Annotated in this window: 17 protein-coding genes, 1 other RNA gene and 1 other annotated feature; of the genes, 15 read left to right on the top strand and 3 right to left on the bottom strand. The window is 41.5% G+C overall.

Going from position 1 to position 21,770, the window contains the following annotated elements:
* The first annotated feature begins 15 nt into the window (after positions 1 to 15).
* Positions 16 to 1,155, top strand: a complete 1,140-nt coding sequence (gene tgt, locus J7I93_RS07685; RefSeq protein WP_214724916.1) for a tRNA guanosine(34) transglycosylase Tgt — start codon at positions 16 to 18, stop codon at positions 1,153 to 1,155.
* A gap of 88 nt (positions 1,156 to 1,243) precedes the next feature.
* Positions 1,244 to 1,528: a preprotein translocase subunit YajC gene (gene yajC, locus J7I93_RS07680; protein ID WP_214724914.1), complete on the top strand. Its 285-nt coding sequence runs from the start codon at positions 1,244 to 1,246 to the stop codon at positions 1,526 to 1,528.
* A 40-nt stretch (positions 1,529 to 1,568) separates the two neighbouring features.
* On the opposite strand, the gene J7I93_RS07675 is transcribed toward yajC, so the two are convergent.
* Complete coding sequence (locus J7I93_RS07675) at positions 1,569 to 1,955, bottom strand: TIGR04086 family membrane protein (protein ID WP_110066041.1); 387 nt, start codon at positions 1,953 to 1,955, stop codon at positions 1,569 to 1,571.
* A 212-nt stretch (positions 1,956 to 2,167) separates the two neighbouring features.
* Between J7I93_RS07675 and J7I93_RS07670 the strand changes: the two genes are divergently transcribed.
* On the top strand, positions 2,168 to 2,818 hold the full coding sequence (locus J7I93_RS07670) for a DUF421 domain-containing protein (RefSeq protein ID WP_214724912.1): 651 nt from the start codon (positions 2,168 to 2,170) through the stop codon (positions 2,816 to 2,818).
* A gap of 76 nt (positions 2,819 to 2,894) precedes the next feature.
* Here J7I93_RS07670 and spoVB read toward each other — a convergent pair whose 3' ends face one another.
* Complete coding sequence (gene spoVB / locus J7I93_RS07665; RefSeq protein ID WP_214724910.1) at positions 2,895 to 4,460, bottom strand: stage V sporulation protein B; 1,566 nt, start codon at positions 4,458 to 4,460, stop codon at positions 2,895 to 2,897.
* A 134-nt stretch (positions 4,461 to 4,594) separates the two neighbouring features.
* Between spoVB and J7I93_RS07660 the strand changes: the two genes are divergently transcribed.
* The 8 genes from J7I93_RS07660 to dtd all read left to right on the top strand — a co-directional run bounded on the left by J7I93_RS07660 (position 4,595) and on the right by dtd (position 15,220).
* Positions 4,595 to 4,891 carry a post-transcriptional regulator gene (locus J7I93_RS07660; RefSeq protein WP_214724908.1) on the top strand — a complete coding sequence of 99 codons (297 nt, stop codon included), beginning with the start codon at positions 4,595 to 4,597 and terminating at the stop codon, positions 4,889 to 4,891.
* A 329-nt stretch (positions 4,892 to 5,220) separates the two neighbouring features.
* The gene (gene secDF / locus J7I93_RS07655) at positions 5,221 to 7,488 is read left to right on the top strand and encodes a protein translocase subunit SecDF (protein ID WP_214724906.1); all 2,268 of its coding nucleotides are present in this window, start codon (positions 5,221 to 5,223) and stop codon (positions 7,486 to 7,488) included.
* Positions 7,489 to 7,675: 187 nt separating this feature from the next.
* Entirely contained in the window at positions 7,676 to 8,572 is an 897-nt protein-coding gene (locus tag J7I93_RS07650; RefSeq protein WP_214724903.1) for a cation diffusion facilitator family transporter, read from the top strand.
* A 29-nt stretch (positions 8,573 to 8,601) separates the two neighbouring features.
* Positions 8,602 to 8,919: a LapA family protein gene (locus tag J7I93_RS07645; protein ID WP_214724901.1), complete on the top strand. Its 318-nt coding sequence runs from the start codon at positions 8,602 to 8,604 to the stop codon at positions 8,917 to 8,919.
* 426 nt (positions 8,920 to 9,345) lie between these two features.
* Positions 9,346 to 11,715 carry a single-stranded-DNA-specific exonuclease RecJ gene (gene recJ / locus J7I93_RS07640; protein WP_214724899.1) on the top strand — a complete coding sequence of 790 codons (2,370 nt, stop codon included), beginning with the start codon at positions 9,346 to 9,348 and terminating at the stop codon, positions 11,713 to 11,715.
* Complete coding sequence (locus J7I93_RS07635; RefSeq protein WP_214724897.1) at positions 11,706 to 12,218, top strand: adenine phosphoribosyltransferase; 513 nt, start codon at positions 11,706 to 11,708, stop codon at positions 12,216 to 12,218. The genes recJ and J7I93_RS07635 overlap by 10 nt, the downstream gene beginning before the upstream one ends.
* 354 nt (positions 12,219 to 12,572) lie before the next feature.
* Complete coding sequence (locus tag J7I93_RS07630) at positions 12,573 to 14,765, top strand: RelA/SpoT family protein (protein ID WP_214724895.1); 2,193 nt, start codon at positions 12,573 to 12,575, stop codon at positions 14,763 to 14,765.
* Positions 14,766 to 14,779: 14 nt separating this feature from the next.
* Complete coding sequence (gene dtd, locus J7I93_RS07625) at positions 14,780 to 15,220, top strand: D-aminoacyl-tRNA deacylase (protein WP_214724893.1); 441 nt, start codon at positions 14,780 to 14,782, stop codon at positions 15,218 to 15,220.
* A 208-nt stretch (positions 15,221 to 15,428) separates the two neighbouring features.
* On the opposite strand, the gene J7I93_RS07620 is transcribed toward dtd, so the two are convergent.
* A complete protein-coding gene (locus J7I93_RS07620; RefSeq protein WP_214724890.1) occupies positions 15,429 to 17,180 on the bottom strand; it encodes an N-acetylmuramoyl-L-alanine amidase family protein in 1,752 nt (583 codons plus the stop codon).
* A gap of 280 nt (positions 17,181 to 17,460) precedes the next feature.
* Here J7I93_RS07620 and J7I93_RS07615 point away from each other — a divergent pair, with 280 nt between their 5' ends.
* The 4 genes from J7I93_RS07615 (at position 17,461) to ssrS (ending at position 21,685) form a co-directional block, all read left to right on the top strand.
* Positions 17,461 to 17,637, top strand: coding sequence for a hypothetical protein (locus J7I93_RS07615; protein ID WP_214724888.1), 177 nt, complete (start codon positions 17,461 to 17,463; stop codon positions 17,635 to 17,637).
* A 191-nt stretch (positions 17,638 to 17,828) separates the two neighbouring features.
* Positions 17,829 to 18,070, top strand: a binding site (T-box leader).
* 149 nt (positions 18,071 to 18,219) lie between these two features.
* Positions 18,220 to 19,494 (top strand): histidine--tRNA ligase, encoded by a 1,275-nt coding sequence (gene hisS / locus J7I93_RS07610; RefSeq protein ID WP_214724886.1) that lies wholly within the window; start codon positions 18,220 to 18,222, stop codon positions 19,492 to 19,494.
* 37 nt (positions 19,495 to 19,531) lie between these two features.
* Complete coding sequence (aspS, locus tag J7I93_RS07605; protein WP_214724884.1) at positions 19,532 to 21,307, top strand: aspartate--tRNA ligase; 1,776 nt, start codon at positions 19,532 to 19,534, stop codon at positions 21,305 to 21,307.
* 190 nt (positions 21,308 to 21,497) lie between these two features.
* Positions 21,498 to 21,685: non-coding RNA, 6S RNA (gene ssrS / locus J7I93_RS07600), on the top strand.
* Positions 21,686 to 21,770 lie beyond the last annotated feature (85 nt).

Here is a 21,770-nt window from a genome sequence, read left to right as displayed (position 1 = left end):
AGGAGAACATACAACTTGACTGCAATTCGTTATGAATTAATTAAGACATGCAAGCAAACTGGTGCCCGTCTGGGACGTGTCCATACACCGCATGGGTCTTTTGAAACGCCGGTATTTATGCCGGTTGGAACCCTCGCTACGGTAAAAACGATGTCCCCTGAAGAATTAGTGGAAATGGGGGCAGGCATTATTTTGAGCAATACCTATCACCTTTGGCTGCGCCCGGGGCAGGAGATCGTTGAAGAAGCAGGGGGCCTTCATAAATTTATGAATTGGGATCGTGCTATTCTGACTGATTCCGGCGGGTTTCAGGTATTCAGCCTGAGTGAATTCCGCAAGATTGAAGAAGAAGGAGTTCATTTCCGCAATCACTTGAATGGAGACAAGCTGTTTCTTTCTCCGGAAAAAGCGATGGACATACAGAATTCACTTGGCTCTGATATTATGATGGCCTTTGATGAATGCCCGCCATATCCTGCTTCATTTGAATACATGCAGAAGTCGGTTGAGAGAACTTCACGATGGGCTGAACGCTGTTTAAAAGCTCACAAGCGTCCGAATGAACAGGGTCTGTTTGGAATTGTGCAGGGAGGAGAATACGAGGAACTACGCAAACAAAGCGCGAAGGATCTTACCTCTCTCGATTTCCCTGGATATGCTGTAGGGGGTTTATCTGTAGGTGAGCCGAAAGACGTCATGAACCGTGTTTTAGAGTTCACAACACCGCTTCTCCCTGACGATAAGCCAAGATACCTGATGGGAGTAGGCTCTCCGGATTCTTTAATTGATGGTTCGATCAGAGGCATTGATATGTTTGACTGTGTTCTTCCTACCCGTATTGCACGGAATGGAACATTAATGACAAGCAACGGCCGATTAGTCGTAAAAAATGCGAAGTTTGCGAGAGATTTTGGGCCAATAGATGAGAACTGCGATTGCTATACCTGCCGAAATTACAGCAGGGCATACATCAGGCACTTAATCCGCTGTGATGAAACTTTTGGAATTAGACTTACAACTTACCATAATCTTTATTTTCTGTTAAAATTAATGGAGCAGGTCAGACAAGCGATCAGAGAAGATCGTCTCGGAGACTTTAGAGAAGAGTTTTTCGAACGGTATGGATTTAATAAACCAAATGCGAAGAACTTTTAATAGCTGAAAGTGAGTGCTAAAAAGGAGCGGGAAAAGCCAAATGCTATGTTTCCCGGATTATTGCTCCTTAGTGAAAGGGGGGAAAACAATGGAGCTATTAGGTACACTAGGACCATTATTGCTAATGTTCGTCTTATTCTATTTCCTGTTAATTCGTCCTCAGCAGAAACGCCAAAAGGCAGTTCAGCAAATGCAGAGCGATTTGAAAAAGGGAGATAAGGTTGTAACAATCGGTGGCCTTCATGGATTTGTGGATGCAATCGACGAAGACAAAGTAGTCATCAAGTGCGGTGACGGCAGCCGGCTTACATACGATCGCGCAGCAATTCGCGAAGTGACGCAATCAACTGGCGATGTTTTAGCTAAATCTTAATATATCAAAGAAAGAAGGTCCGCTGCGGACCTTCTTTTTTCTAAGCGGTTCTTTTGGAATTGAGATTTACACCCAGAATTCCACCCATCATGGCAGTGAGCATGAAACAGGTATGGTAAATCATTTGTTCCATTGAAAACAAACTATCATGACCTAAATATTGGAAAAGGAAAATAATCACCGAATAGATAAGACCGGTCAGGCCTCCAAGCAGCCAGCCTTTTTGCTTTCCTTTTCCACCGGAAATGAACCCGCCTGCAAAAAGAGAAACAAATGAAACAGCTGTAATAATATACTGTAAGGATGACTCTTGAAGTGATGTAAAACGAAGCAACAGCGAAAAAATAAGACTGCCGGCAATGGCTATTGCAAAAATGGCAATGATACCATAGAGAACGGCACTTCCAAAGTTCTTTGACTCTTCTATATTGACCCTCTCCCTTCTGAAGAATAAATCGGAATAGCCTCAAAGCCCCTTGGCTGTCCAGCTTTTTCCCTAGTACAAGCATATTCACGCAATAAAAAATTAGAATCTAAAAATGAAGATGTTTAAGGAATGGAAATGATTAAGAAAAATTCATAAATCCTCCGCCGATGCGCAAGAATAATAAAGAATGCATTTAAAGGGGAGCTGTGGAAGTGGAAGAATATTTAATGATTGTTGTAAGGACACTATTTCTATATGCACTAATTCTCCTTATATTTAGGTTGATGGGCAAAAGAGAGATTGGAGAACTTAGCATTTTGGATTTAGTTGTTTATATAATGATAGCGGAGCTCGCAGTAGTGGCAATTGAAAATCCTGATTCGCAAATCCTAAAAAATGTCTTGCCAATGCTCCTCTTAATGATTGTGCAAATTGTACTGGCAATTTTTTCTCTTAAAAGCAAGACTTTTCGCGATGTGGTGGATGGTAAGCCAACAATCATTATTAACAAGGGAAAAATAGACGAAAATGCGATGAGAAAGCAAAGGTATAATTTTGATGATTTACTGCTTCAGCTAAGAGAAAAAGATATTGCCAAAATCTCTGATGTTGAATTTGCTATTCTAGAGTCTTCAGGCAATCTGTCTGTGTTTGAAAGAGAAGGCAACAAGGACGGCGGAATGACAATCCCGTTAATTATCGATGGAACGATTCAAAAAACGAATCTCGAAAAAATTAATAAAAGTGATTTTTGGCTGAGGCAAGAGCTGAGAAAGCAGGGATATAAAGAGATATCCAAAATTTCATTCTGCAGCTATGAAAATGGCCAGTTTTATGTAGATTTGATTGATGAACGGAAATAATACAATAGGCACAATTAAAAGGGCCTGCTCAAAAGGATTGTCAATGATCACTTTTGAGCAGGCCCTGGTGTTTGCATTATCTGAATGCGTATTTTGATAGTATTTTTCCAACAAAGGGAATCCGAATCAATTCATTCTTTTTAATTAAACCAAAAATTAATAAAAGCACGAAGTAACTTCCCGCGATAGCAGCTGAAATAAGAATAACTCTAATGGCTGTATTCATGGTTTGAGGAAGCATGTCACTTAGCAGCCAGTAACCAAAGCTGCCTGACAAGCCCATGGCTATAAATGTCTTTAAATAGTCTCTAACATAAAATGTAAAGGATATCGCTTTAAGGACAGTTGCAAAATGAAGCATCGTAACAAGAACTGTTCCAACCAGGATTCCCATTGCTACTCCATTTATTCCGAAAGCAGGCTGGCTGGCAAGCAGAAAAATGACAGCAGTTTTCACGATAGCGCCAATTAAACTGTTAATCATAGCTGCTCTCGCCAGGTTAAGTGCCTGCAAGGTTGCCTGAAGTGGTCCTTGATAGTAATAAAAAAGAAAAAATGGAGCCATCAATTTAATAAAATGTGATCCGCTTGGGGAACCGTACATAACCTCCATCAATTGAGCAGAAAGGACATACAGAACCACCACAGCTAATCCTCCTGTAACAAAAGCAAAACGAAGTGCCTGCTGAAGCCGGTACTCAATGAGATGCATGTCTTTTTTGGAGTTAGCTTCACTTATTGCAGGTACAAGTGAGGTTGACAGAGAGTAAGTAATAAAGGACGGAAGCATGAGAAGCGGCATAGCGAACCCTGTTAGGGCACCATATTGCTTAGTGGCGGCAACTGTCGCCACACCAGCAATGGCTAAGCTATAGGAAACAACAATCGGCTCAAAAAACCATGCGACAGACCCGATCATTCTGCTTCCAGTAGTCGGAAGGGCAACCGTCATCAATTCATTAAATGTACCTTTTCCAGACTGAACATATTTAAAAAATTGTTTTCTCACTCTAAATTTCTTTTTAAGCTTAAAAGTGGTCAGCAAATAGATTAGAGAGGCAAGCTCCCCTATCACAGCCGCTAACATAGCTCCCGCGGCTGCATACTCAATCCCATAAGGCAGAAATGCCTTTGTCATCATGGCAATCAGGCTGATTCTGACGATTTGTTCAATAACCTGGGAATATGCAGCGGGCTTCATATTCTGCCTGCCCTGGAAATACCCCCTTATAACAGAGGAAATCGCAATAATTGGCACAATTGGCGCGATGGCCATCAAGGGCAAATGTGTGCGGTTATCGGTAAATAGTGTTTCTGACAAAAGTGGAGCGAGCAGAATTAAAGCAGGAGTGAAAATAATCGAAAGTGAGATAGTAGTTGCTAATGACACAACTAATATTTTTTTAATTTTAGCTGTGTCTCCCCTTGCTTCCGCTTCGGCAACATTTTTGGATATCGCTACCGGCAGCCCGAGCTGAGTAATGGTGACAACGAGGATCATGGTTGGAAAAGCCATCATATAAAGGCCGACGCCTTCTTCTCCTATAGAACGGGCAATGACAATCCGGTTTATAAATCCCAAGACCCTGGTCACCAGGCCTGCAGCCAGCAGGATCATGGTACCTTTCAGAAATTTGGACATTCAACTCCCTGCCTTCTCAAAATGGGTGATATCATATACAATTAACTATATGCAAGACAGTGGACAAAGCATGACAAGCTAGGATAATTTCCATGAAGTTCAAGCGATAGAAATTGGCGGGGAGGCGGCTGAAAATGAAGATCGGCCATGAATATGATTATTTTCGCACGGAAGTAAGACCAGCGTTGGAGAGTAAATTAGATGAATTTCGACTGCTTGGCTATGAAAAAGTTACAGAACAGGAGCTATGGGGATTTCTTACCAAGAAAAAGTGGAAAAAGCCAAAAGAAAATGTCAGGCTATTTGAAATTGTTGAAGAAATAATGACTGTAAAAGTCAGTGAATACATTCATTATGCTACAATTGAAGCTTATAAAGGGACTGGCTTTGCTTTTGATAGTGAAGAAGACAGAAGGGAACTTTTAAAGTGATTTTAGTTGTTCCATATTTTTCAAGTTTTAACATGTTCTAAGACAAATTGACAGGTTTTGCAATCTGTTTCATAATTAAACGTGGAGTTTAATGGCCTGTACAGTCAATGTACCTATAAACATACATATGCAAGTGAGAACAATTATGACGAAAGAATTCCCTGGCTGGAAAGAAGCGAGTCTTTTTAAATGCCTGGGTTGCATTAAGTTTGTAATGCGTTTGTCTGTGTAAGCCCGTTCGTACAAAAACATCATGGCAAATCTGCTTTGATAACAGTTTCACTTTATATGCCTGTAGCGGGCGAGTAGCTAAGGAGGATTTATACATAATGGTAAAGCGCAGCCGTATCGTTGCTTTCTTTCTTATTGTATTATTGATAGGGAGCTTGGCAGGGGCAACGACAAACAACATCTTAAAAAATATTAAGCTTGGCCTGGATTTACAGGGCGGGTTTGAGGTGCTCTATGAAGTAAAGCCTGCGGAAGACGGCCAGAAGATTGATAAAGAAGTTTTAGCGAGTACCGCTGAAGCACTCGATAGACGTATCAATGTTCTCGGAGTAAGTGAACCGAATATTCAAATTGAAGGTGATAGCCGGATCCGTGTCCAGCTTGCAGGTGTAACGGATCAAAATAAGGCCCGCGAAATTCTTTCAACGGAAGCCAATCTTTCATTCAGGGATGTTAACGACCAAAAGATGATGGACGGATCCGACCTTGCAGAAGGCGGAGCAAAACAAACTTTTGACGAGAATGGCAAACCTAGTGTTTCCTTGAAACTGAAAAGTGCAAGCAAGTTTAAAGAAGTAACCGAAAAAATTGTCAATATGGGACCGCCAAATAACTTGCTTGTCATTTGGCTTGACTTTGAGGAGGATGAAGATTCATTCCAGGCTGAAGCTGGAAAGGAAGATCCGAAATATTTATCTGCTCCGCAAGTAAGCCAAATATTTAACCAGGATACAGTCTCCATTGTCGGGAACTTCACGATTGATGAAGCGCAAACGCTGTCTGACTTATTGAATGCTGGATCTCTGCCTGTACAGCTTGATGAGGTTTATTCCACTTCAGTCGGTGCAAAATTTGGGGAACAGGCAATGGATAAGACGATTCTTGCAGGCATTATTGGAATTTCGATTATTTTCCTTTATATGATTGCTGTATATCGTTTTCCAGGGCTTATTGCAACGATCACTCTATCATTTTACATCTATCTAATCCTGCTTGTTTTTGACTGGATGAATGGAGTATTAACACTTCCCGGCATAGCCGCCCTTATTTTAGGTGTCGGTATGGCAGTCGATGCGAATATCATCACATACGAGAGAATCAAAGAAGAAATAAAAGTGGGAAGGACGATCAAATCAGCTTTTCAGGCTGGCGGAAAGAACTCCCTTTCTACAATCTTTGATGCCAATATTACTACCATACTTGCCGCTACCGTATTATTCCTTTATGGGACAAGCTCTGTAAAGGGATTTGCAACCATGCTCATCATTAGTATTCTGGCAAGCTTTATCACCGCTGTATATGGATCTAGGTTATTGCTTGGATTATGGGTAAACAGCAAATTCTTAAATAATAAGCCAGGATGGTTTGGCGTCAAGAAAGACGAAATGAAGGATATTGCTGAGAACTTTGACACACTTGATTTGCCTACGAAGTATGATAAGTTCGACTTTGTTGCACACCGAAAAAAATTCTTTATCATTTCTGGAGCTTTGATTGCTGCTGGAATAATCATTCTTGCTGTTCTTCGTTTGAATCTTGGAATTGACTTTTCAAGTGGAACACGTATAGAATTGCTTTCAAATGATTCTTTGACTAAAGAAGAAGTGCAAACACAATTGTCTCAAGTTGGTCTTGAAACAGATGATATTGTTATTTCCGGGAATGACAATGAAATTGGGGTAGCCAGAATAAAAGAGGTTCTTACAAAAGATGAGATTGCTTCCTTGAAGTCACACTTCAAGGAAGAGTTCGATGCCGAACCGAATGTCAGCACAGTTTCTCCGACTGTTGGAAAAGAACTTGCCAAAAATGCGCTAATTGCGTTAGCAATAGCCTCAGTTGGCATTATTATCTACGTTACCATCCGCTTTGAAATTTACATGGCCATAGCGGCGGTTATTGCTTTACTCCATGATGCATTCTTTATCATCGCTGTATTCAGTTTTACAAGGATGGAAGTGGATTTAACATTTATTGCTGCAGTATTGACTGTTGTCGGTTATTCGATCAATGATACAATCGTTACCTTTGACCGGATGCGGGAAAATATGCAGAAAAAGAAAAAGCTCAAGACATTTGAGGATATTGCGGATGTTGTAAACCGAAGCCTGCGTCAAACGCTTGGCCGTTCCATTAATACCGTATTGACAGTTGTAATTGCTGTTGTAGCATTGCTTATTTTTGGAAGTGAGTCTATCCGAAACTTCTCCTTTGCACTGCTTATCGGTTTAATTGCCGGTACGTATTCATCCATTTTCCTTGCAGCACAATTATGGGCTGCTTGGAAAGGGAAAGAATTAAAGAAAAAAGGCGTTATCAAAACAGTTAAAGAAAAACGGAAAGTCAGTGACGAACCGCAGGTTTAATGGCTTGCATTTGAAAAACCTCAGGCTAAATGCCTGGGGTTTTTGCTTGTGATTTATATAAGTGAAATATAGAATTTGTAAGCCGACGAATAAAAGTATTTTGGGCTGCTAGTTAGTAAAAAAAGGTTAATGATTTCACGAAATAGGATAAACTAACAACAAGTCCAGGGAGGAAGGAAGTTTAGCGTTGGAAAAAAATGATCGTTTTAAGAAAGCTGAATTTGCCGCAATGATTGGCATTGTCGGCAATATTGCTCTTGCTGCGCTCAAATGGGGCATTGGCGTTTATTCCGGGAGTAAGGCATTGGTTGCGGATGCCGTCCATTCTGCCTCCGATGTCGCAGGTTCTTTTGCTGTTTATTTGGGACTGAGGGCCGCAAAGCAGCCGCCTGACGAGGACCATCCGTATGGTCATGGAAAGGCAGAAATGATCGCAGCTATTATTGTTGCCGTTTTATTGTTCCTGGTAGGGATAGAGATAGGCAGATCATCTTTTGAAGCATTTTTCTCACCGATTGAACCCCCAAAGACAATTGCCATTGCTGCAGTGGTAATTTCTATAATTGTGAAGGAAGCGATGTTTCGGTATAAGTTCAAATTGGGAAAAAGGTTAAATAGTGATGCATTAATTGTTAATGCCTATGAGCATCGATCGGATGTCTACTCTTCTATCGCAGCCTTAATAGGAATTGGCAGTGCTGTTCTTGGTGGGAAAATGGGCATTGGCTGGCTGGAATATGCAGATCCTGTAGCTGGGATAATTGTTTCCCTCATGGTTATTAAAATGGCATGGCATCTTGGCAAAGAGTCCATTCACAGCACTCTTGATCACGTTCTTCATGAGGAAGATACACTTGAGATGCGCAAAACTGCAGAATCCGTAAACCATGTAAAAAGAATTGATGAATTGCATGCAAGAGAACACGGCCACTATGTGATTGTTGATATCAAAGTGTCTGTTGAACCTAGTATGACTGTAGAGGCTGGCCACAGGGTTGGCAAAGAGGTTAAACGCAAATTGCTTGAACTGGAAAATGTGCAAAATGTCTTTGTTCATATTAACCCGTATAGTGAAGAGGGATAACCTAGAGATAAACGTAAGGGGAGAGGAATATGAAATTTCAATGGGCTTTATTATTCGGTTTTTTATTTGCTTTAATAGTGGCAGTTTTTGCAGTCATCAATGTCGATGATGTAACTGTAAATTATTTATTTGGGGAAAGCCAATGGCCATTAATTCTTGTCATCTTAAGTTCAGTTTTGATGGGCGGGCTCATTGTGGGATCAGTTGGCATTGTTCGCATGTATTCCTTGCAAAGGAAAGTGAAATCGCTTAATAAGGAAAATGAAAAACTGAAAGCGGAACATGGCAATTCCGAAGATAGCCGCAAGGAAGAAGCGGAAAAAGAATTAGACCGGGATATTCATTAGGAGAAAGGCTTGGGCTGCTATTCGCCCAAGCCTTTTAGTTTCTGCTGGCAGATTAATTGGGAGCTGGATTGATTTTTGGTGTTAATGCTCTTTCCTGAAAGCTAATACAAAGGTTCCGCCAATCAGAAAAAATATAAACGGATACAGCGAACTGCAGGCTATTCGGGATCCTCCTCTGGTCTTGTGCCTGTGGGGGCTCTCATTGACTCGCTGCACTCATCTGGACATTTGATTAAGCATTCGTGGTAAGGAAGGAATTAAGTAAGCATTTTTGAGGAGCTCGGGCTTATGTCCATTAAATAGGTTGCTATTATCAACAATGAGCTTTAACAGTACCTTTTCCAAAAATGTATGGGATATCCCAGTTTTCTATTATTGAAACACCAGTCCCCCTCTTGTATAATTAATAAGCTGAGGGGTGAACGTATGTTACATTCAAGAACGCGATGGATTGTTCGGCAAACACAGGAAGAAAAAGTACAGCAGCTTGCAAAAGAATTGAATATTGCTCCTCTTGTTGCGTCGTTATTAATAAATCGCGGAATGGATACCGTTGAATCAGCACGGTATTTTTTATTGGATAAAGACCAGGAATTTCATGATCCTTTTTTAATGACAGATATGAAAATAGCTGTCTCCCGAATAAAAGAAGCGATTGACAAACAGGAGCCAATTTTAATATTTGGTGATTATGATGCGGACGGCGTTACAAGTACCTCTGTCATGATGATGGCACTCAAGGACCTGGGGGCCAATGTCCAATTCTACATACCGAATCGTTTTACCGAAGGCTATGGGCCTAATATACCAGCCTTTACACATGCCGCTGAGACAGGCATTGGTTTAATTATAACGGTAGATACCGGTATATCAGCAGTTAATGAAGCGAGAGCAGCAAAAGAGCTGGGAATGGACCTAATCATTACGGACCATCATGAGCCCGGGCCAGTGCTCCCTGAAGCATTGGCAATCATCCATCCGAAACATCCTGAGAGCAAATACCCTTTTCGGGAATTGGCAGGTGTTGGGGTAGCATTTAAGCTTGCTCATGCATTATACGGGGAAATGCCAGCCCACCTTCTGGAAATCGCCGCCATAGGCACAATCGCTGACCTCGTTTCACTTAAAGGAGAGAACAGGCTGATTGCAAAACGGGGGATTAGAAAGCTTAAGTCCACTAAAAATATTGGCTTAAATGCCTTATTTAAAGTGGCAGGTGTAGAGCTTCCTGCCATTACGGAAGAAACGATAGGCTTTTCAATTGCGCCGCGCCTAAACGCAGTTGGCAGGCTGGATAGCGCAGACCCTGCAGTCGAGCTGCTATTGACTGATGATCCATTTGAAGCCCAAACAATTGCCGAGGAAATTGAACAGTTAAATAAAGAAAGACAAGCTATTGTCAATGATATCGCGGCACAAGCAATTAATGAAGTAGAATCCAAATTTCCAATCAGCGATAATTCTGTGATTGTTATAGGCAAGGAAGGATGGAATGCTGGAGTTATCGGGATTGTAGCCTCCAAGCTTGTAGAAAAGTTCTATCGGCCAACAATCGTTCTTAGCTTTGATTATGAAAAAGGGCAGGCAAAGGGATCTGCAAGAAGCATAGAAGGCTTCGATTTGTTTAAGAATCTATCTGAATGCCGGGATATCCTTCCCCATTTTGGAGGGCATCCAATGGCTGCCGGGATGACGCTTGATCTTAACTCAGTTGATGACCTCCGCAGCCGGCTGAACACACTTGCTAACGACCAGCTTACAGAAGAAGACTTTATTCCTGTCACAACCCTAGATGGAATCATTGATCTCAAAGATATCACTCTTTCCTCAATTGAAGAAATGCAATTGCTTTCTCCATATGGGATGGGAAACCCAAAACCGAAGGTTTTGATTAAAGATGCAAATATCGCGGGAATGAGAAAAATCGGTTCCGAACAGAATCATATTAAAGTCACAATTGAGAGCGAAGGCTCTTCCCTCGATGGGATTGGATTTGGACTTGGACATTTATATGAACACATTTCACCTTATTCCAAGCTGTCTGTTATTGGCGAGCTATCGATTAATGAATGGAATAATAACAAAAAGCCGCAAATCTTTTTGCAGGATATGGCAGTACACTCTTGGCAGCTGTTCGACATACGCAGTATAAAACGGCTTGAAAGGCTTAAGAGCGTCATTCCTGAGCAAAATACTATATGGATCTTCTTCAATGATGAGAACACTTCCAAATTTAGGACATATGCCGGCCGAAAAATGGTCAAAATAAATTCTGTAGTGGAAGCTGCATCTATAGAGCTGGATGAAGCAAATGTTGTTTTGGCAGACTTGCCTCCTTCAATAGAAATGTTGTCCAAGTTATTCTCGGGTAAAAAGCCTGCTCGAATTTATGCGCATTTTTATAAAGAAGACAGCGATTATTTCAGTACGATGCCAACCAGGGACCATTTTAAATGGTATTTTGCTCTGCTTGCTAAAAAAGGGCACATTGATATTAAGCGGCATGGCAATGATATTGCCAAGCATAAGGGATGGAGCAGGGAAACGGTAGATTTTATGTCACAAGTGTTTTTTGAATTGGATTTTGTTAAAATAAACAATGGTGTTATTTCCTTAAATAATACATCGAATAAACGTGATTTGGCTGATTCACGAACATATCAGCAAAAACAGGCACAATATAGCCTTGAGAGCGATTTGCTCTATTCATCCTTTCAGCAGCTCAAAAACTGGTTTGATGAAATTATGCAAGGGGCTGTTAAATTTGAGGAGGCAAAGGAAGAAAAATGGACTTAAAACAGTATGTAACAATTGTTGAAGACTGGCCAAAGCCGGGAATTAAATTTAAAGATATTACAACATTAATGGATAATGGCGATGCTTATAAATATGCGACTGACCAGATTGTTGAATATGCACGTGAAAAGCAAATCGACCTGGTTGTTGGACCAGAAGCGCGCGGTTTCATTATTGGCTGCCCGGTAGCCTATTCTTTGGGAGTAGGATTTGCACCTGTGCGCAAGGAAGGGAAGCTTCCACGCGAAACAATCAAGGTAAACTATGGCCTTGAGTATGGCAAAGATATTTTAACTATTCATAAAGATGCAATCAAACCTGGACAAAGGGTTTTGATCACTGATGACCTGCTGGCAACCGGCGGTACCATTGATGCAACAATCAAGCTTGTCGAAGAGCTTGGCGGAGTTGTAGCGGGAATTGCATTTCTAATCGAATTAACTTATTTAGATGGCCGCAAAAAACTGGATAACTACGATATCCTGACATTAATGCAATATTAAAACCATCCATTTATACTTCAGGAGAGCGCCGGACGAAACAGGCGCTCTTTTTAATTTACCTTTTGATGGGCGTTAATTATCCCCTTATAAAGGGCTTCCATTGGCAATAATGGAAAAATAAAAAGAAATTCCAACAAAATACGACAATTTTTTTGTTATTCCCATAAAAATAACAGTCTTTCCCTTTACATCTTTACTTTTTTTTTCGATAATAGTAGCAATCATTAATTTTTTATTAATTATAAAATTTGTTCATAGAGTTTTTGGGCTATGTTAATGTTAACAGAGCCAATTTTTAAAAAGAGAAAAAGCATTATGCATTCGCATAAAATTTAGTGAGATAAAGGTGATTCCATGGCGAACGATCAAGTTCTGACCGCCGAGCAAGTCATCGACAGGGCAAAAGAATATTTAAACGATGAGCATGCAGAGCTTGTAAAAAAAGCATACGAGTTTGCCAAGCATGCCCACCGTGAACAATATAGAAAATCCGGTGAGCCTTATATTATCCATCCCATTCAAGTGGCCGGGATTCTGGCCGATTTGGAGATGGATCCATCTACGGTCGCAGCCGGTTTTCTTCACGATGTGGTTGAAGATACCGAAGTCTCATTAGAGGATATTAAGGAAGCCTTCAATGCCGAAGTGGCAATGCTTGTCGATGGAGTAACAAAGCTAGGTAAAATTAAATATAAATCCCAGGAAGAGCAGCAGGCTGAAAATCATCGGAAAATGTTTGTAGCGATGGCACAGGATATTCGTGTCATTTTGATCAAGCTCGCAGACCGCCTTCATAATATGCGGACTCTTAAACATTTGCCTGCTGAAAAACAGCGCAGAATTTCCAATGAGACACTTGAAATTTTCGCTCCCCTGGCCCACAGGCTGGGAATTTCAAAAATTAAGTGGGAGCTGGAAGATACAGCACTTAGATATTTAAATCCGCAGCAATACTATCGGATTGTTAATTTGATGAAGAAGAAAAGAGCGGAACGGGAAGAGTATTTGGATGATGTTATTAATGTCATGAGAGGCAGGATGGCTGAAGTTTCAATTAAATCTGAAATTTCGGGGCGCCCGAAACATATTTATAGCATCTACCGTAAAATGGCCCTTCAAAACAAGCAATTCAATGAGATTTATGATTTGCTGGCAGTCCGTATTGTTGTGAACAGCATAAAAGACTGCTATGCGGTCCTGGGAATTATCCATACATGCTGGAAACCGATGCCAGGCCGTTTTAAAGATTATATTGCGATGCCAAAGCAGAACATGTATCAATCTCTTCATACAACAGTTATAGGCCCTAAAGGCGACCCTCTCGAAGTCCAAATCCGTACAATGGATATGCACAGGATTGCAGAGTATGGTATTGCGGCTCACTGGGCATATAAAGAAGGCAAAAGAGTGAATGAAGGATCTTCTTTTGAGGAGAAACTGACCTGGTTCCGAGAAATTTTGGAATTTCAGGATGATGCGGCCAATGCTGAAGAGTTTATGGAATCACTGAAGATTGATCTGTTTTCGGATATGGTCTTTGTGTTTACACCTAAAGGGGATGTTATTGAACTTCCGTCCGGCTCTGTTCCGATTGACTTTGCCTACCGCATCCACTCGGAAATTGGCAATAAGACAATTGGTGCCAAAGTAAATGGTAAGATGGTCACGCTGGACTATAAGCTTAAAACAGGTGATATTATCGAAATATTGACCTCAAAGCATTCCTACGGACCAAGTAAGGATTGGCTTAAGCTTGCACAAACAACACAGGCGAAAAATAGAATCAGGACCTTCTTTAAAAAGCAAAGAAAAGAAGAAAATGTGGAAAAAGGGAAGGAACTCGTTGAAAGAGAAATCCGGAATATGGATTTCGATTTGAAGGAGATACTGACACCTGAAAATGTCAAAAGGATTGCTGACAAATTCAACTTTGCCAGTGAAGAGGATATGTATGCTGCTGTCGGATATAACGGGGTAACAGCTCTCCAGGTGGCTAATAGGCTAACAGAGAAATGGCGAAAGAAACGCGATCTTGAACAAGCTGATATTACCAATGCTGTTTCCGAGCTGAAGACATTCCCATCAGCGAAAAAACGGGAATCCGGTGTAAGAGTTTCAGGTATTGATAACCTGCTGATTCGGCTTTCCCGCTGCTGCAATCCGGTGCCTGGCGATGAAATTGTCGGATTTATAACCAAGGGCAGAGGGGTGTCTGTACACCGTGCTGATTGCCCGAATATCGATACAGATGATGCGAAACAAAGATTAATACCGGTAGAGTGGGAAACTGCATTAAATGACCGGAAGGAATATAATGTTGAAATTGAAATTACAGGATATGACCGCCGGGGATTACTAAATGAAGTATTGCAGGCAGTAAATGAGACGAAAACCAATATATCTGCCGTATCTGGCCGTTCTGACCGCAATAAAGCGGCGACGATCAATATGTCTATCGCGATTCACAATGTTAGCCATCTGCAAAAGGTTGTTGAACGCATTAAACAAATCCCTGACATATATGCAGTAAGAAGAATAATGAACTAGAGGGAGCAGATAGCATGCGTGTTGTAGTGCAGCGAAGCAAAGAAGCCAGTGTAACAGTTGGCGGCAAAACCGTTGGGAGCATTCAAAAAGGGTTTGTTTTGCTCGTTGGAGTCACCCATGAAGATAAAGAAGAAGATGCCGCATTTTTGGCTGATAAAATTGCCAATCTCCGTGTTTTTGAGGATGGAAATGGGAAAATGAACTTATCCCTTCTGGATCAGGAGGGTGAAATCCTTTCAGTCTCCCAATTCACATTATATGGTGATTGCAGAAAAGGCCGCCGCCCGAATTTTATGGAAGCGGCAAAGCCTGACCATGCTATAAAAATCTATGAAGCATTTAACGGGTTTTTAGAAGAAAAAGGCCTGAAGGTAGAAACCGGAGAATTCGGTGCTATGATGGATGTTAAGCTGACCAACGATGGCCCGGTTACTTTGATTCTTGAAAGTAAATAAGCTGAAACTGTAATCATAGCGCCTTTTGAACTGTTGCTGGTTGAACCGATCGTACAGGTGGCAGAGTTGCTCCCTCCTTTAACTTTGGATAGCTCTGCCTTTTTGTTTGGGTGCTTACGGCCCATAAGACTGCGTTAATTTCAGCAGCTCTTTCATAGAGCTGTTTTTTATAACAAAAGCCCCTGCCAATTTGGCCGGGGCTTTTGTTCTAATTTTTAAAATAACGTGCTAGTCCCTGATAAATTCCTGCAGCAACAGATTGCTGATATTGAGCTGACGTAATTAGGATTTCTTCGGCAGGGTTACTCAAGTAACCAAGCTCCAGAAGCACTGCATTACGCTTATTTTCTCTTATTACATGATAGTCTCCCAACCGGTAACCCCTATCCCTCAAGTTTGTCATGGAGGTTACATTTGAATGGATATTGGATGCCAGACTTTTTTGGAAGGAGTGATAATAATAGGTTGTCATTCCCCTTACAGTGCGATCTGCGATGCTGTCATAATGGATGCTGATGAAAGCATCGGCATTATGGTAGTGGGAAACACCCACTCTGGAGGGAAGAGGAAGATAAGAATCACTGTTTCTGGTAAGAATGACATTTGCTCCTGCAGATCTTAACTTTTCATAGAGCAATTGTGCCGTTCTTAGTGTAAGGGTCTTTTCGAGTGTTCCTCTAGCCCCTGTAGTCCCATTATCTCTGCCGCCATGGCCTGGATCCAGGACGATGGTTTTATTTTTCAAATGCATTTCTGCACCCTGCTTTTCCACTTTGGGAGCCGAGCCATTAACAGATACAATCCACCCTGCCACATAACCGGATTGGCCGTTCGGCAGACGTATTTCGTACCAATCATTTTGCAGGCTGATAATATCGAAGCTGTCTCCCTTATTTGCCCTGTGTATGACAGAAGAATGGGTGCCGGCACTTTTTCTGATGTTTAATCCATTATGTAAGATAACTGCAGAACTGCCATTTACAGCCTGGTGAGCAGTCCCTGATTTCTTTGCTTTCGTTTGCTCAAGAAACCAGCTTGCCACCCAGCCAAATGATCCGGGTTGATATTCTATTTTAGACCAGTTGTTCATTTCCTCAAGAATGGAAAAGGCTTGCCCTTTTGAAACAGAACCGATAGGCTTGCCGCTTAATGAGCCTTTATTTCTGACTGTCAAAGCTGTAGCGGTTACGGTGCCTGTTTTTCCGATATTCGGCAGTGCCGAATTGCTTTCCCCTGACTGAGAGCTTTGCACCTCAACATATTGGCTGCTGACCCAGCCGGTATTTCCTGAAAATGCAACCTCAGTCCAGCTGCCATTTTGCGAAATAACTGTTACAATATCTCCAGCATTCAGCTTGCCGGTAACAGCGCCATGAAGTGATGGTTTGCTTCTGATATTCAGTGAGTTTGCTGTAATCTTCCCGGTTTTGCCGCTGCTGCCATTGACAGTATTTTTATTTTGGCTGCTGTTCTGGACGTATTCACCGGAAACCCATCCATCTCCATGGGGTGTTTGGAGCTTAATCCAGTTGCCTTTACTCTCCAGTACCTTATAGGCAGCTTTCTTATGTACGGTTCCTAAAACCGCATAGCCGGTACCAGGGCCATTTCGCACTCGAAGGCCATCTGTAGTGATGATTGCATGTGATCCAGATCCTTTATTTGCTGAAGATCCCTGACTGGAAGCAGGTACGGACACAAGCCAGCTGGCTACCCAGCCTTTTTTACCTTGAAAGGCGATTTCAATCCACTCTCCTTTTTGGGAAAGCATGTTAAATCGGTCTCCTTTTTGGGCTTGTCCTAAAATAGGGTAACTTAAGCCAGGGCCTTGACGAACATTTAGATTATGAGTGCTGATCGTTACGGCTGTTCCCTCGGCCTTTGCCGGTCCTTCCAGCTTTATTAATCCGGCCAAAAGGATAAAGCAAAACGCCAGAATGATTGATCTTCTTTTCTGCAATACATTTCCTCCTTTCGCGGTAAATTCAGTTACTATCAAAAACTTTGTTAATTTTCCTTATCTAAAAGAAAAACAAACAAGCCTTTGATAGTCAAGATAACTTTGGTCCTAATCATATTTTTCTGCCCTTAAAATTACTTCTGCTTGGAGTACAAATTCCCTTTTTTTTATCGGTTTTTAAGTCGGCAATTTTAGCGGTAGATTAAATTTGCCGGATTATGAAACATTTCTTTTATAAATGGAAAGAATAAAGCAGACTACATAACAAAGGGTGAATGCTATGAGATTTGGAGATAAAGGGATGTCAGCTCAATCAGGGGAAAATCAGCTTTTTGGAGTTGATTTCCATGATTTTATCCAGAAAGAGCAAAGCTCAAATATGATTGAGCTTGCCTCGGAGTTCGGTTTAACGATGAAGGATGTCCGCAAGCTGAAAAAGAAGCTTGAGAGATCATAATATAATTCGGTCTTGACAATGGTGAAGATGCTCCGTATTATAATATAAATAAAATGACATACAATTAAATGTCTAGCTGCAGCGCCAAGGGGCTCGGGATCAAAAGTCCATCCAGCAAGAAGGAAGAGTACAACCTTCCCGCTGTTTGTCTTCTGCTTGCCGCCCATGAATCATGGTCGCTTCCGCTATTCGATAAACCATTGATGGAGAAGAGTAGTTAAACCCCACATGAAAAGAGAGAAAATGCCACTGGCTGAAAGCATTTTCACATGATGATTTAACGAAAGAACACTTCGTAGGTTTCTCTCTGAAACAGGCTTTGCCTATAGTAGGAGCTGAACGTTAACAGGCGTTAACTGTAAAAGAGGAAGTACCTTTTACCAGGGCTTCAACTAGGGTGGCACCACGGGAATTCCAAACTCTCGTCCCTTGTATTTAAATACAAGGAGGCGGGAGTTTTTTTTATTTTAAGGATGTTTAGAAAGTCCTGGGAAAATAGCAGTCAGTTCTATTTTGTTCCTTTTTGAACGCATTCTTTAAATACATAAACTTTTATCATTTTAGCATTAGGAGGAAATTTTCATGTCAATTCGAATACCGAGAGGAACTCAGGATATTCTTCCAGGAGAAGTTGAAAAATGGCAGCTGATTGAAGAAAAAGCCAGAGAACTTTGTGAAAGGTTTCAATACCGTGAAATCAGGACGCCTATTTTTGAACATACAGAATTGTTTATGCGCAGTGTGGGTGACACAACCGATATCGTCCAGAAAGAAATGTATACCTTTGAAGATCGCGGAGGGCGCAGCCTCACACTTCGCCCTGAGGGAACAGCTTCAACTGTCAGATCGTTTGTTGAACATAAGATGTATGGTGATGCGAACCAGCCTGTAAAGCTATATTATATGGGACCGATGTTCCGTTATGAACGGCCTCAGGCAGGGCGCTTCCGCCAGTTTGTACAATTTGGTGTAGAAGCTATAGGCAGTGCAGATCCTGCAATTGATGCAGAAGTTATTGCACTTGCTATGTCACTCTATCAGAGTCTGGGCTTAAAGAAGCTGAAGTTGATCGTAAATAGCCTTGGTGATAAAGAAAGCAGAACTGCACACAGGGAAGCGCTAATAAATCACTTTCAGCCACGTATCGGAGAGTTTTGCTCAGATTGTCAGAGTCGCCTTGAGAAAAATCCAATGCGTATTCTTGACTGCAAGCAGGACCGTGACCATGAACTGATGAAATCAGCGCCATCAATCATTGATTATTTAAACGATGATTCCAAGGCTTATTTTGATAAGATTCAAAAATATTTGGAGAGCCTGGGCATTGACTTTACTGTCGATCCTAATCTCGTTCGAGGGCTTGATTATTATAATCATACCGCATTTGAAATCATGAGTGATTCAGAAGGTTTTGGGGCAATCACGACTCTATGTGGCGGAGGGCGTTACAATGGCCTTACAGAGGAAATAGGTGGTCCTGAAGCGCCAGGAATAGGGTTTGCCTTAAGTATTGAGCGGTTTATCGCAGCGCTTGAAGCCGAGAAGGCAGAGCTTCCACTCGATAAAGGGATTGATTGCTACCTTGTATCCTTGGGCGAAGCTGCAAAGGATTATACAGTTGGCCTTCTGCAAAAGCTCCGGATAGCTGGATTCTCTGCTGAAAGAGATTATCTGGACAGGAAAGTTAAGGCTCAGTTTAAGGCAGCTGATCGTGCGAATGCGAAGTTTGTTGCGGTTTTAGGCGAGGATGAACTCAAAGCTAATAAAATAAATGTTAAATCAATGGAAACAGGCGAACAATTAGAGGTTGAACTTGATTCGTTTATAGAGAAATTTACAGAGCTTTATAAGTCATAAATTTAAGCGTATTAAGAACAGTATGGGAGGAATCAGTATGTTCGGGCGAACGTATTTTTGCGGGGAAGTAACAGAAAAGGCTATTGGAGAAAAAGTCAGCTTAAAAGGATGGGTACAAAAACGACGCGACTTGGGTGGACTAATTTTTATCGACCTTCGCGACCGTACAGGAATCGTTCAGGTCGTGTTTAATCCGGAAGTGTCCCCTGAGGCACTTGCATCAGCAGAAAAAGTAAGAAATGAATTTGTACTTGATATAGAGGGAAAAGTTATTGCCCGTGAGGAAGGTACTGTCAATGAGAACCTTAAAACAGGCCGCATTGAAATTCAGGCTGAAAAAATCACAATTATAAATGAAGCAAAAACGCCTCCTTTCATGATTGATAATAAAACAGACGTTTCGGAAGACGTCCGTCTTAAATACCGCTACTTGGATTTAAGAAGGCCAGTAATGTTTGATACTTTCAAAATGAGGCACCAGGTAACAAAAGGAATCAGGGATTTTCTGGATAGTGAAGACTTCCTTGATGTCGAAACACCAATTTTAACAAAAAGCACACCAGAAGGAGCACGTGACTATTTAGTTCCAAGCCGGGTGCATCCGGGTGAATTTTATGCTTTGCCTCAATCCCCGCAAATTTTTAAACAGCTATTAATGGTTGGAGGATTTGAGCGCTACTACCAAATTGCACGATGCTTCCGGGATGAAGATTTGCGTGCGGACCGCCAGCCTGAATTTACTCAGGTCGACATCGAAATGAGTTTTATGAACCAGGATGAAATCATTGGTTTAATGGAAAACATGATGAAGAAAATTATGAAAGAAGTCAAAGGTCTGGATGTCCAATTACCATTCCCTCGGATATCCTATCAAGAAGCGATGGACCGTTTTGGCTCCGACAAGCCGGATACCCGCTTTGCAATGGAGTTGACCGATTTATCGGAGATTGTGAAGGAGTCTAGCTTTAAAGTCTTTGCGGGAGCAGTATCTTCAGGCGGACAAGTAAAAGCGATTAATGTAAAAAATGCTGCTGGCAAGTATTCACGCAAAGATATAGATGCTTTGACAGAGTTTGTTGCAGTATATGGGGCAAAAGGGCTTGCCTGGCTTAAAGCGGAAGAAGACGGATTAAAAGGGCCGATTGCAAAATTCGTAACTGAGGATGAACAAAAAGCATTTTATGCTGCTTTATCTGTTGAACCTGGTGACCTTTTGTTATTTGTGGCAGATAAGAAAAGCGTTGTGGCAGACGCACTTGGCGCTTTAAGGTTAAAGCTTGGAAAAGAGCTTGACCTTATTGATCAAAGCATGTTTAATTTCCTATGGGTTACCGAATGGCCGCTCCTAGAGTACGATGAGGAAGAAGGGCGCTATTATGCAGCCCACCATCCGTTTACTATGCCTGCTAGAGAGGATTTGGAGATGTTAGATAAAGATCCTTCTCAGGTCCGAGCTCAGGCATATGACCTTGTATTAAATGGATACGAGCTAGGCGGAGGTTCTTTGCGTATATTTGAAAGAGAAGTACAAGAGAAAATGTTCAGCATTCTCGGTTTTTCTAAGGAGGAAGCAGTGGAACAATTTGGATTCCTGCTGGAAGCTTTTGAATATGGGACCCCTCCACACGGAGGAATTGCACTCGGGCTGGACAGACTTGTCATGCTATTGGCAGGAAGAACGAATCTTCGCGATACTATAGCCTTCCCGAAAACAGCTAGTGCAAGCTGTATTCTGACAGATGCGCCAGGCGAGGTAAGTGAAGGGCAGCTTAATGATCTGCATTTGGCTCTTAATTTGAAAAAAAGTGAGTAATGTCCTAAATAATCAGGATAAGTAATAGACAATCATCTTCCCATAAATTTAAACTGGGAAGATGCTCCTGATTTTTGTAGTTTTTTCTTCAAATTGAGTAGAAAATTGGTTAGAGCGATGATGTTAGCTCTGCTTGACCAGCTTGAAAAAGAGAAAGCCATATGGTATGATCAATACAAATAATAAATAAAGAGTCCTGATGTGTTCGTTGTGAAACCTGAAATTTTGACCAACATTATTCCTTCGGGAGTCCGGAGTTTTCCGGCAGCGTAAATGCCTCATGGATGAGGACTTACAAACGCAGGAAACAGGACACCCACCTGCTGTGTGCGGGTTCAAAACGAGGGCATCAATAGCGACGGCACGATTGGGACTTTTTAATACATACGTCTTTAAAATCCATGCAGCGATTGCATGGATTTTTTATGTCTTCAAAAAGCCTGCCGAAATGGCAGGCTTTTAT

The organism is Bacillus sp. ISL-47 (assembly GCF_018613175.1).
Taxonomy (GTDB): Bacteria; Bacillota; Bacilli; order Bacillales; family Cytobacillaceae; genus Cytobacillus.
The sequence above is the reverse complement of the archived record's forward strand: the minus strand, read 5'-3'. Positions and strand labels throughout refer to the sequence as shown.